At 30.9% G+C, this 12,790-nt stretch carries 9 protein-coding genes; 7 read left to right on the top strand and 2 right to left on the bottom strand.

The window, feature by feature from the left end; genetic code table 11:
- Window positions 1-14: 14 nt before the first annotated feature.
- Window positions 15-707: a response regulator transcription factor gene (locus tag BEE63_RS08185; RefSeq protein ID WP_066020928.1), complete on the top strand. Its 693-nt coding sequence runs from the start codon at window positions 15-17 to the stop codon at window positions 705-707.
- Between the two features lie 801 nt (window positions 708-1,508).
- Here the strand turns inward: BEE63_RS08185 and BEE63_RS08180 are convergent.
- Window positions 1,509-2,081 (bottom strand): TetR/AcrR family transcriptional regulator, encoded by a 573-nt coding sequence (locus tag BEE63_RS08180; protein ID WP_242874747.1) that lies wholly within the window; start codon window positions 2,079-2,081, stop codon window positions 1,509-1,511.
- A gap of 200 nt (window positions 2,082-2,281) precedes the next feature.
- Between BEE63_RS08180 and BEE63_RS08175 the strand changes: the two genes are divergently transcribed.
- Both BEE63_RS08175 and BEE63_RS08170 read left to right on the top strand, forming a co-directional pair.
- Window positions 2,282-3,673 carry an NADH:flavin oxidoreductase gene (locus tag BEE63_RS08175; RefSeq protein WP_066020926.1) on the top strand — a complete coding sequence of 464 codons (1,392 nt, stop codon included), beginning with the start codon at window positions 2,282-2,284 and terminating at the stop codon, window positions 3,671-3,673.
- A 16-nt stretch (window positions 3,674-3,689) separates the two neighbouring features.
- Window positions 3,690-4,712 (top strand): amidohydrolase family protein, encoded by a 1,023-nt coding sequence (locus BEE63_RS08170; protein ID WP_066020925.1) that lies wholly within the window; start codon window positions 3,690-3,692, stop codon window positions 4,710-4,712.
- 203 nt (window positions 4,713-4,915) lie between these two features.
- Here BEE63_RS08170 and BEE63_RS08165 read toward each other — a convergent pair whose 3' ends face one another.
- Window positions 4,916-5,677, bottom strand: coding sequence for an SDR family NAD(P)-dependent oxidoreductase (locus tag BEE63_RS08165; protein WP_066020924.1), 762 nt, complete (start codon window positions 5,675-5,677; stop codon window positions 4,916-4,918).
- Between the two features lie 541 nt (window positions 5,678-6,218).
- Between BEE63_RS08165 and BEE63_RS08160 the strand changes: the two genes are divergently transcribed.
- The 4 genes from BEE63_RS08160 to BEE63_RS08145 all read left to right on the top strand — a co-directional run bounded on the left by BEE63_RS08160 (window position 6,219) and on the right by BEE63_RS08145 (window position 12,747).
- Window positions 6,219-7,457: an EAL domain-containing protein gene (locus BEE63_RS08160; RefSeq protein ID WP_066020923.1), complete on the top strand. Its 1,239-nt coding sequence runs from the start codon at window positions 6,219-6,221 to the stop codon at window positions 7,455-7,457.
- Window positions 7,458-7,819: 362 nt separating this feature from the next.
- Window positions 7,820-9,790: a sensor histidine kinase gene (locus BEE63_RS08155; RefSeq protein WP_066020922.1), complete on the top strand. Its 1,971-nt coding sequence runs from the start codon at window positions 7,820-7,822 to the stop codon at window positions 9,788-9,790.
- A 109-nt stretch (window positions 9,791-9,899) separates the two neighbouring features.
- Window positions 9,900-11,282, top strand: coding sequence for an NADPH-dependent glutamate synthase (gene gltA / locus BEE63_RS08150; protein ID WP_066020921.1), 1,383 nt, complete (start codon window positions 9,900-9,902; stop codon window positions 11,280-11,282).
- Between the two features lie 196 nt (window positions 11,283-11,478).
- Window positions 11,479-12,747 (top strand): serpin family protein, encoded by a 1,269-nt coding sequence (locus tag BEE63_RS08145; protein ID WP_066020920.1) that lies wholly within the window; start codon window positions 11,479-11,481, stop codon window positions 12,745-12,747.
- The last annotated feature ends 43 nt before the right edge of the window (window positions 12,748-12,790 follow it).

The following is a 12,790-nucleotide window of genomic DNA, read 5'->3' as shown; positions in this document are numbered from 1 at the left end:
TTGGGGGTATTAAAATGAAAAAGATTTTAATTATTGAAGATGAAGTTAGTATAGCAGAACTTGAAAAAGATTATCTAGAACTTAGTAATTTTAAAGTTGATATAGAGACTTCAGGAAAATCTGGACTGGAAGCTGCAAAAAACCAAAATTATAATCTTATTATACTTGATTTAATGCTGCCTGAATTAGATGGTTTTGAGGTATGTAAGCAAATAAGAAAAATAAAAAATATCCCTATTTTAATGGTATCTGCAAAGAAAGAGGATATAGATAAGATAAGAGGTCTGGGAATTGGGGCTGATGATTATATGACAAAACCTTTCAGCCCTAGTGAGCTTGTGGCAAGAGTTAAGGCACATATAAGCAGATATGAGAGATTAGTAAATAGTAATGGTGACGATTTGTATAATGAAATTGAAGTGAGAGGTCTTAATATAAATAAAGCATCTAGAAAGGTTTTTGTAAATGACCGTGAAGTACAATTTACAGCTAAGGAATTTGACCTTTTAGTGTTCTTGGCTCAAAATCCAGATAGAGTTTTTAGCAAAGAAGAGCTATTTGATAAGATATGGGGAATGGATTCTTTAGGTGAAATAGCTACAGTTACGGTTCATATAAAAAAGATAAGAGAGAAAATTGAAAAGGACACTTCTAATCCGGAATATATTGAAACTGTTTGGGGTGCCGGATATAGATTCAGGGGTTAAACTGCCAAATAACGGTATTTTGGAAACATTAAATAAAACTCATAGAACTAAGCCTCAATTAATAAAAAGCCTAAGAAATTTTAATAACTCGCTGAAAAAAGCTCAGACAAATTAAAATTTCTAAGTCTTTTTATTATTTGAGGCAAAGTTCTATTGAGTTTTATTTAAATTGTTTCCAAAACACTGTTATTTGGTTTAGAGTAAAGGCAAGGAGGATTTTCTTCCGCTGGCGCTGCGGAAAATCTGGAATAAAAGATTATATAAGATAATGCCTTAAGATATGAAGCTCCTAAGAAATTTCAATAACTCACTAACGTTCAAACAGATTGAAATTTCTAAGTCTTTTCAAAATATTACCCTAAGATTTATACAATTTTATTTAAACAGTTTACAAAATACTGTTACTTTGCATAGAAGTAAAGGCAAGGAAGGTTTTCTTCCGCTAGCGCTGCAGAAAATCTGGAATAAAAGATTATATAAAGTAATGCCTTAAGATATGAAGCTCCTAAGAAATTTCAAAATATCACCCTAAGATTTATACAATTTTATTTAAACAGTTTACAAAATACTGTTACTTCGCATAAAGATAAAAGCAAGGAAGATTTTCTTCCGCTGGCGCTCCTGAAAATCCCAATTTACTATAAGAATTAGTCAATTATAAAGATTAAGAGTGTCTGCCAAAACATTATTTTAGCAGACACTCTTAATTTTTACCATATATTCAGCTCATGAATTTCAATAGTTGAAACAGCTTATTTTTAATAAGGTTGATATTTAGCAATTCTTAAACATTACTTTTCATTAAGCGATAGTTAACCTGTGGAGAATTTTTTCTACTTCTTTAATTAATTCTTCTTCTGATATTCTATTTTTTTGCATGAGCCAACATCCAATTGTATGAATTATTGCACCAGTGAAAAAAGATGCGACTATTTCAGGAGATGCGGACACAGCTATACCTTTTTTTATGCTAATTTTAATTTTTTCTGTAATATCAGAAATAATTTGTTCTGAAAGTATGTTAAGGAGAGTAGGAAGTAAATTACTACTTAATACCATGTGGACAAACTTTTCATGGTGATTTAAGAAACTAAGAACATCACGAGTAATACTGATATAAAAAGAATATGGGTCACTATAGTCAGTTGAAGCAGGATTTATTGCATCAAAATCAGTTTGTAGGCGCCTGACGAAAAAACCAAAAAACTCATATTTATCTGCAAAATGTTTGTAAAATGTCGTTCTTCTAATCATTGCCCTTTCACATAATTCATTTATTGTTATATTTTCAAAATGTTTTTCACTCATAAGCTGTAAAAAAGCTTCTGTCAATGATTTGTATGTACGGATAACTCGTAAGTCATTTTTATTCATAATTTTAGTCTCCTTTTTAGAAACAGATTAGTACATTCTGTTTTTTATTTATCAAAACCAGCTATTTTGACTGTTGAACTAACAATAAAAGTATTTTATACTTAAAAATAACAAATGTCAATTATCTAACAAATGTGTTAATAATATTATAAATATGTTAAGGATACGACAATTGTTAATAAATTAAGGAGGGTATCTAAATGAATACAGATATATTATTTGAGCCAATTCAAATTGGTAATGTAGAACTGAAGAATAGAATTGCGATGTCACCAATGAACATGGGTTACACTGGCCCAGAAGGATATGCAAGTGAAGAATCAAATGCATGGTATGCGACTAGGGCAAGGGGTGGTTTTGGTCTTATCATCACTGAATGTGTAGTAGCAAACCCTTATCCATGGCGTGGCAGTGATTCACTTAATCCGCTACTATGTGACAGCCCAAGGAAATACCGATATTTGAGCCAAATGGTCGAAGTTATTCATTCATATAAGGGGACAAAAGTGTTTATGCAGCTTTCTCCTGGTTGGGGACGACAAGGGCATCCAGATATGATGCACGATAACGTTGCTGCGGGTGCTCCTTCAGCTATCCCTATGGAAACAGATTTGCGTAACCTAAACAGTGGATGGGCTAAACAATTCAAGCGAATAGGAATAACGCTGATTGATGATCTTGGCGGAATTGAAAAATTAAAGAGTCTTAGTGATGAAGAGTATGAGGATGTTAGGGCTAAAGCCTTTAGCTACTTAAAAAAAGATTGTCCCGAATTTTTTCATGTACTCAAAGGACATACTCCACGAGAGCTTACTATTGAAGAAATAGAGAAGATAGAAAAATTCATGGTAGAACAGGCATGTGCTGCTTATAAGCTTGGATATGATGGTGTGGAACTTCATACACCACATGGATATCTTTTGCACCAATTCTTGTCACCACGCTCTAATCATCGTACAGATTTGTATGGTGGAAGTACTGAAAATCGTGCACGTATAGTTACAAATATCATTGAGCGTATCCGTAAAAAAGTTGGTCCGGAGAAGGTATTGGGTTGCCGCCTTTCTGGTGATGAATTAATGCCAGGTGGTTTAGGACATGAAGAAGTTTGTAAGCTAGTCAAGATTTTTACTGATGCAGGCGCAAATTATTTTAATGTATCACAAGGATCTTATGAAAATCCGGGAGCTGCATTCGCACCTGATGGTGAAAATGATTTTACTCGATGGGCGCCTGGTTTTAAAAAGGCAAGTGGAGGTTTAACAGTTATTACACCCAATTTTATTAACCCAGAGACGGCAGCTGATGCAATCAATAGTGGAATGACAGACATTATTTCACTAGGGCGTCAATCTATTGCTGATCCTTACTGGCCTGCAAAGGTGAAAGCTGGGCGTTATGAAGATATTGTAAAATGTATCCGCTGTCAACAATGTTACATGAACTTATTTGAGCCACGTTGGATTCGCTGTTCTGTAAATCCTACTGCAGGTTTTGAAAAATACTATCCACAGCTTTGGAAAGACAATGGTTTGATGGATGTACGTGCAAAAAAGTTTATGGATAAACGAGAAGGTTTACCTCTCATATAAGAAAGGAGCAACTAAAATGAGTGAAAAATATTTTGATGATAGTTTCTTTAAAATAGATCCAGAATGCCATTTAATCGGCAATATGGAACCAATTAATCATTTCCCAGGTGTGCAAATGTGGTGGAAAGCCATTGATGGCATTACACGTCCCATATTACAGGGGTCACCGAAAGAGTTAAAAGATATGCTGGAACCTTGGGAATTTCAAAAAAGTACTGATCCTGAAAATATCCTCCGTGCAATGGATAAATACAGTGTGGATATTGCATGTCTTTTACCTGAATCAATGATGGATACTACGGGGTATTCCAGTCGTTGGTGCACTAATGGTGATACTTGGGAGGTTGTTCAAAAACATCCCGACCGCTTTATTATTGAACCAAATCTTTCTCCTATTAAACATAGAGGAGTAGATAATGCTATATGGGAGATGGAATATTGGGTAGAGCGTGGTGCAAAGATATTTAAATACTATCCACCAGAGGATACCTATATTAATGATCCGGAACTATGGCCATTTTATAGGAGAGCTGAGGAACTCGATATCGTGTTAGATATTCATACAGGTTTTTGTTGGGTACCACCTGGGAAGAGCAAATATTGCTTGCCTATCCAACTTGATGATGTTGCTCGTGATTTTCCAAACTTAAAGATTGTAGCTTTTCACATGGGCTATCCATATTGTGATGATCTAAATATGGTAGCAATGGGGCATCCCAATATATACTTATGTTTAAGTCTGCTTGTACCTTGGGCATTAAATGCACCATATAAATTTGGAAAAATCCTTGGGGAAGCAATGCGATTTGTGGGCTCAGACCGTATTATTTGGGGTACAGACAGTGCTGGATTTGGAGCTCAAATTGGTGCAGCGGCCATAGGATTGCGCAATTTCCAAATTCCTGAGGAATTACAATGGCAATATGGCTATTTACCTTTGACGGATGATGATAAGCGTAAGATTTTTGGTGGTAACTTAGCTAAACTTCTAGGAATAGATACAACGGTACGACGAATAGGTAAGAAAGCTTCTAATTAAAATTCTATGACGCCATTATAAAAATAAGCAAAAGAACAAAGATTATGGATTAAACAAATGAGATAATTAATTGTATGGGATAAGGCTTATATAATCTCTAAAACTATTTTAAATATTAGGAGATTATATAAGCCTTATTAAATTATTATTTAGGGCCGTACAATTATAGGTTTCTGCTACTGGTGGTAGTAAGTGCGTTATTTTCAATTCATGAATACTCCTCCATTTACATCGATACTGCATCCAGTGATGTAATTTGAATCATTACTAGCTAGAAATGCTATAACTCCACTACAATCCTCAACTTTTCCGAATCTACCTAACGGAATGATTTGTTTAATTAAAGTTTCCGGAGCACTTGTGTAAGTGAAATTAGCAATCATATTTGTTTTAATGGCTCCTGGACAAATACCATTTACATTAATATTATAAGCACCATATGCTTTTGCATAACATTTAGTAGCAGTAATCATTCCACCTTTTGATACAGAATAAGCTATAGATGATTCAATACCACCAATTCTACCTGAGGCAGAAGAAATGTTGATGATCTTTCCATATTTCTGAGGTTTCATAAATTTAAGAGCCTCTAATATACATAGGTGAATACTTCTTAAATTAATGTTCATTACTCTGTCCCATTCTCGCGCATCAACATTTTCAATTGGCATTGATGGACATATTCCAGCACCATTTACTAAAATGTGAATAGTAGGGAACTTCAATCTTGCTACTTTAAATAAATTTACTATATCCTCTGGTTTTGAGACGTCAGTTTGCACATAATAACACTCACAACCTGTTAAATTTTTGATTTCTTCAGCAGCTTTTATACCTCGCTTTTCATTTCTACCAGCGATTATAGCACCACTTAATCCTTCTCTTCCCATACGAATAACACTTTCCTTTGTAATGCCATCTGTCCCACCTGTAGCAATAGCATATTTACCTTCGAATCTATGCATGTTTTGAGCTCCTTTCATAAAAATTAAATTTTAAGCTAGAGATTTTCTATTATATAGTGCCAATTTGAATTAACTTAAACAGCCTATTTGTAATAGTTTTGATTAGTAACCTTATTTATAAGTATTTGTTAAATAATTCATATTTGTTATTCCTAAGTGTAGAATATCTTTATCATCATTTCAACAGTCAAAACAACTAGTTTTGATATATAGGAAACAAAGTATACTAATTTGTTTTCGAAAAGTAGAATAAAATGGTAATAAATATGACTTACAAATTAGATGTACATACATATAAATTGAATTTTTAGAGGAAAATTAAGGAGTGTACATAGACACTTTAATGAACATTATGCGTCACAAGATTGACAATTTTATTTACACGATGACTAGGATTAAACATATTGTGCTTATTGACATTCTTTTAAAACATGTACCTAAATATTTAGAAAAGTATAAATATGTAACTTAAGATTTATTGTTTTATTTATAAATATACTGTATAATTCTAAGTATATTTATTAATGGAGGGTGGTCTATAATGGAGACAAAAAAGGTTGATATGAAAAACATATTAGCTGATAAAAATTTAATTATAAAATTTCAACCCGTTGTATCTGTAATAAAAAAATCTGTAATTGGTTTAGAGGCAATTTGTTTAGGAGCTTCAGATGGTAATGGGGGAGTTATTTCCGCATCAAAGCTTTTTAAGACTGCCGATGAGCAAAATGTTTCCATAGAGCTTGACAGACTTTATAGGGAAAAATCAGTTAAAGAATTTTTAAAAGTCTATAAAAAAAATAAAGAATTGCTTTTGTTTATAGATGTAAATATATCTGTAATAGATAAGTATATTGGTTCAGGTGCAATAATGAATTTAATTTCAGATTCAGGCATTGCAAGTAAAAACGTTGTACTTCAAATTATAGAAGGGAAAATGACTAACTTAGAAGCACTTAAAAAATTCATATACTTGTATAGAAGCAATGGATTTTTAGTAGCACTTAAAAATTTGGGTACAGGTTTTGCAAATATGGATAAGATATCTTATGTGGAGCCTGATATTATAAAAATAAATAGTGTTCTAACTAAAGGAATAGAAGTTGATTATTACAGACAAGAAGTGTTTAGATCACTTGTTAATTTATCTAAAAAAATTGGAGCACTTGTTGTATGTGAGGATATAGTATCTGAACAGGAAACTATGACTATCATGGAGCTTGGTGCTGATATGCTTGAAGGAGCTTATTTCGAAAATGATTCTGATTTAGGTGAAAAGTTCCTAGAGTCAAGTAGAAAGCTTGTATATGGTACGGCAGAAAAATATGGAAGATATATAGAAGAAGAAGTAAATGCTAAAGAAATGATTTATAGTGGTTACAATAAGGTTATTAATGATGCTTTAAATAAACTTTCAGATTTAAAGGAAGAACAATTTGATGAATCTATAAATGGTGTTATTAATAAAAATAGTAAACTTGAATGTGTATATGTTTTAGATGAAAATGGTATCCAGGTAGGTGATACAGCTACTAAATTTACAGATATGATATCTCAGAAAGCACTCATATTCAGACCTGCTAAAAAGGGAACAAATCATTCTTTGAAAAAGTATTATTATTTCTTAAAAACTATGGAGCTTAATAAATATGTTACGGAACCGTACATATCTTTAGCTACGGGTAATTTATGTATAACTATAGCAGCAACATTTAAGAATGTGGAAGGTAAAGAGTATATACTTTGTGTTGATTTTAATCCAGATTATATGAATATGTAACGTGTATAATACTTAATATAAAAAAACAAACTAGAAGTTTTATGAGTTTAAATTCGTTAATAGGTATAGAGTAAGTTTTTATGTGAAAGATTCTTATTTTAGGATATTAACGGATAGGGCTAATTTAACTTCTAGTTTTTTTTGCTTTTCTAATTTTTGGTTATATTATTATGATAAATATACAATAAAAAAATATTTTTAGATTATTTGGGTTTAAATTTATATTTTGTTAATTATTATGATAAAATATAATGTGTGTAAAGTAGGAATTTTACAGGCATAAAATTGCACTTAAATGTATTGATTTTACATATGGTGAATAATATAGCATAAATGATGATAACTAATTGGAGGGGGTTAAATTGAATAGTCTTAATGTGAAGGAGCTTGAAACTAATTATAATAAGGACAAGTTTTTTAGAAATCTTTTTTTCATTTTAGCATTTGGATTATATGTCGTTTTACAAGTTGTATTTTTAAATTATAAATTTTCTATAGAAGTGAACGAAGTTTTTAAAGCATTGTTTAATATGTTTGTGCTATTTTCGGCTGTTATAACTTATAAGATTTTACATAAAACATATATTTTTTATATTATTATAGCATGTTCTACTATTACCTGCATTGATATAATTTGTTTAACTAGTATTATTAAATATATTGCTGTATCTGATGAGTTTTTAAATTTAATAGTCAACATTAACTCAGCAACGGATTGTATTACATATGCGTATATTTATGGTACTTTTATTGTACTGGGAAGAAAAAAAGCAAATATAAATATAAAAATTACTTATTCTATATTTTTTGCAAGTATAGGTATAGTTGTTGCTTTTATTATGTGCATGGCAAGATTTAATGTTAACTTTAAGTATTTACCTATAGTTACATGCGTAATAATAACTTTAATTTTTCTTTATACTTTATTCTTAAAAGGCCAATATATAAAGAAGAAAAATTTGGTTAAGGAATACATATTTTTGTATTTAATTATAATGATGGCTAACATATTTTGCATTAATAGGGCGTTAGTGTTTTTTAGTCTTTTTATGGAGCTTATATCTTCAATATTAATCTACATTATGGTGTCCGAAAAAATATTTTACAAAAGTTTGCGTAAAGTATTTTATGATACAAAGCAAAATATTAATAAAATAAAGCTAGAAAAAGAGTCATATAAAAATGTGCTTGAAAAATTCAAGGATGGAATTATAATACAAGAACAAAATAAGATAATATTTATGAATAAAGTTCAAAGGAATATGTTTGATTTATCTGCTAATGAAATTGTTAAAGATAAAGGTATAAGCGATTTTATACACAAAGGGTATTCTGATGATAAAAAAGATACTGATGGGAAAGTAACTACAGTTAAGGGCAAAGAATTATATTTAGAGGTTAATAAATTTGATATACTAGTTGATGGAAAAAAGTTAGTTTTGAATGTAGTAAAGGATATTTCTAATATAAAGCATGCTGAAAAAATTGAGACTGAAATTGTTAAGATGAGAGAAAATGATAAGGCTAAGGGAGAATTCTTTGCCAATATATCTCACGAACTTAGAACACCTATAAATGTTATATATAGTGCATTGCAGGTCATGCAAATAAGAATTGATAAAATAGATTTTGGTAAGCAAATTGATGAGAAAGCTGGTATAGATAAGTATATAAAGATATTAAAGCAAAATTGTTATAGGCTTCTTAGGATTATAAGTAATTTGATTGATATAACCAAGATTGATACGGGATTTTTAAAACCATGTGTTAGTAACAGGGAAATAATAAGCTTAGTAGAAAATATAAGTATGTCTATAGTACCTTACCTACATCAAAAGGGAATGGAACTGATATTTGATACTGATGTGGAAGAAAAGTATGTTAAATGTGACCCTGATATGATAGAGAGGATAATGCTAAATTTATTATCTAATGCAGTAAAATTCAGAAGAGAGAATGGAGAGGTACTTATTAATATGCATGATAAGGGTTCTAAAATAGTACTTGAGGTAGAGGACAATGGTATAGGAATTCCTAAGGAAAAACAAAATATAATATTTAAAAGATTTAAGCAAGTTAATCCATCTCGCACAAGTTCATGTCAGGGGAGCGGAATAGGTCTTTCATTAGTGAAATCCATAGTAGAGATGAATAATGGGAAAATAAGTGTAGAAAGCAAGGAAAATGTGGGGACGAAATTTACTATAGAGTTTCCAGCAATACAGAATGAAATTATGAAGGAATATGTAAATGTGAAAAAAGTAGATGATAATAACATTAAAAATATTGTGGAAAAAGTAAATATAGAGTTTGCCGATATATATATTGATTAAAATTTATGATAAAATATATTTTAAGAAAAGGTATTATGATGTAGTATTTATAGGAGAGATTAATTATATATAAAATAGTTAAATTACTGAAAGAATAGGGGTGCTAGTTTTGGATAGAATGAAAAGAACGCCAATAAGAGAGCAAAAGGTTGAAGATAGAATTAAAAATTTTGAAGAGGTTTGCCTTGGATATAGTGAAGAAGAAGCTAAATTAGAGGCTAATAGATGTCTTCAATGTAAAAAACCAGGATGCATGAAAAAATGTCCAGTATCAAATAATATACCCGGTTTTATAAAAGCTATAAGAGAAGATAATTATGCTGAAGCAGCCAAGATAATATCTAATACAAGTTCACTTCCTGCAGTATGTGGAAGAGTATGTCCTCAAGAGCTTCAATGTGAAGGTGGATGTGTGCTTGGTATAAAAGGTGAGCCTATGGCAATAGGAAAACTTGAAAGATTTGCAGCTGATTGGTGCAGAAAAAATGATGTTTCTTTTAATGAGAAGGGAGAATCTAACGGTAAAAAAGTTGCAGTAATTGGGAGTGGCCCAGCTGGACTTGCATGTGCTGGAGATCTTGCAAAGTTTGGATATGATGTTACTATATTTGAAGCAGCACATGAAGCAGGCGGAGTCTTAACATGGGGAATACCAGAGTTTGTACTTCCTAAGAACATTGTAAAACATGAAGTAGAGAATTTAAAAAAATTAGGCGTTAAAATTAAAAAAGATGTTGTTGTTGGAAAAACAGTAACAGTAGATGGACTTTTAAATGAAGAGAATTTTAAAGCTGTGTTTTTAGGAACAGGAGCTGCAGTGCCAAACTTTATGGGTATACCTGGTGAAAACCTAAAGGGAGCAGCATCTGCAAATGAATTTTTAACTAAAATAAATTTAATGAAGGATTATAAAGATGAATATGATAAGCAACTTATTTCAGGTAAAAAGGTTGTAGTAGTTGGTGGAGGAAATGTTGCTATTGATGCTGTTCGTGCAGCGTTAAGACTAGGATCAGAAGCTCACATAGTATACAGAAGAACTGAAAAAGAAATGCCTGCAAGGGTTGAAGAAATTAAGTTTGCTAAGGCAGAAGGAATAGAGTTTCATGTTTTAACTAATCCAGTTGAGATATTAGGTGATGAAGAAGGATGGGTTAAGGGCATTAAATGCATAAAAATGGAGCTTGGAGAACCTGACGATTCTGGCAGAAGAAGACCTATTCCAATAAAAGGTTCAGAATTTATAATAGATGCAGATAGAGTTATAATGGCTATAGGAACAAGGGCAAGTACTTTAATATCCGATACTACAAAGGAAATTAATGTAAATAGAAAGAACTGTTTTGTAGTTGATGAGGAGACAGGAAAAACTTCAAAGCCTCATGTATATGCAGGTGGAGATAATGTAACAGGACCTGCTACAGTAATACTTGCAATGGCGGCAGGTAGAAGAGCTGCTAAGGCCATTGATGAAGAGATAAAAGCTGAATAAGAATAATGTTTTATGAATAGAAAATAATGCATTAAACTAGGGGGCTTAGCGGTAGTATTTTTACTGCTAAAGCCCCTAGTTTAGTATAGTGGCCATATATATTATAATTAAGAAATTATTTTTTTCTATATGAACAATAAAACTGGTTTAATGTGGTAATATGTATATAAGATTTTATTTTGGGAGTGGGGATAAAATGAAGGCTAAAAGCAAAATATTGATAGTATTTATTTTAATATGTATTGGCTCAATTTCAATTGCCTTTTTTAATAAATATAGATGTGGCAAAGCAGAAGTAACGCCTAAAACACCGAAGATCCAAGCAGAAAGAAAAATAAATACTGATTTTGCGAAATCGGCATCAGATTTTTCTGTTGAAATTTTTAAAAGGACTGCATTATCAAAGGAAAATGTAAGTAGTTCACCTTTATCTGCGTACATAGCTTTAGGATTAACTTTAAATGGAGCTGATGGAAATACAAAAGAAGCACTGGAAAGTGTACTAAATGAGTACAAGCTTAATGACGATGAGCTCAATTTGAATTATAAATATTTAATTGGTAATCTCACTCAAAACATGGGAAATACAAAATTTAATATAGCAAATTCATTGTGGTATTCAAAAGATTTTAAGATAAAAAAGGAATTTGTCCAAAAAAATCAATTATATTTTAATGCAGAAGCTTATGGTATAAATTTTGGTAATAAAGATGTAGCAAAGAAAATTAATGATTGGGTGAAAAATAAAACTAATAATTTAATAGATAAATTAATTGATAAAGTAGAGCCTGATGCAAAAATGTACTTAATAAATACAGTTTGTTTCAAAGGAAAATGGAAAGATCCTTTTAAAACTAAAAATACTTTTAAGGATGATTTTAAAGATGAAAGTGGAAATACAAAAGTAAAGTTTATGAAGAATTCTGTTTTTATAAATTTTATAAAAACAGAAAAAGAAGAAGCAGTTGAACTTCCATATGATGATAATCGATTTGATTTTATTGCTGTAATGCCAGCTTCTAATATAAACTTAAATGATTATATTAATAGTTTTGATGAAAATACAATAAAGAATATGCTAGGTAACATGACCGGCGGTGAAGTAACTGTAATGCTACCTAAGTTTACATCCGAGTTTCAAATGTCTTTGAATGATGTTCTTAAAAGTATGGGACTAGATAATTTATTTAATAAGAATGAAGCTGATTTTAGTAAAATGTACTATAGGGCGAATGATATAGACAATAATCTTTATATATCAGATATTCAGCATAAAACTTTTGTTAAAATTGATGAAAGTGGAACGGAAGCAGCGGCAGCAACAGAAATAAAGCCGAAAGAGACATTATGTAGACCTACTAAAGATAACATAGAAATTAAGTTTAATCGTCCATTTGTTTATATGATTATAGATACTAAAACATCAATTCCCGTGTTTATGGGAGTTATGAGAAATCCATCTTAATTTCAAATTGTGCCTGCTTTAGATAAATGTAAAGTAAATTTGG

The organism is Clostridium pasteurianum (assembly GCF_001705235.1).
GTDB classification, from domain to species: domain Bacteria; phylum Bacillota; class Clostridia; order Clostridiales; family Clostridiaceae; genus Clostridium_S; species Clostridium_S pasteurianum_A.
Note: the sequence above shows the minus strand (reverse complement) of the source record. Positions and strands in the feature narration are given on the sequence as shown.

Bases quoted from the DNA above. Each gene is read 5' to 3' on its own strand.
- BEE63_RS08185 (WP_066020928.1), top strand. From the start codon at position 15: ATGAAAAAGATTTTAATTATTGAAGATGAAGTTAGTATAGCAGAACTT.
- BEE63_RS08165 (WP_066020924.1), bottom strand. From the start codon at position 5,677: ATGCATAGATTCGAAGGTAAATATGCTATTGCTACAGGTGGGACAGAT.
- BEE63_RS08145 (WP_066020920.1), top strand. From the start codon at position 11,479: ATGAAGGCTAAAAGCAAAATATTGATAGTATTTATTTTAATATGTATT.
- BEE63_RS08160 (WP_066020923.1), top strand. From the start codon at position 6,219: ATGGAGACAAAAAAGGTTGATATGAAAAACATATTAGCTGATAAAAAT.
- BEE63_RS08180 (WP_242874747.1), bottom strand. From the start codon at position 2,081: ATGAATAAAAATGACTTACGAGTTATCCGTACATACAAATCATTGACA.
- BEE63_RS08170 (WP_066020925.1), top strand. From the start codon at position 3,690: ATGAGTGAAAAATATTTTGATGATAGTTTCTTTAAAATAGATCCAGAA.
- BEE63_RS08175 (WP_066020926.1), top strand. From the start codon at position 2,282: ATGAATACAGATATATTATTTGAGCCAATTCAAATTGGTAATGTAGAA.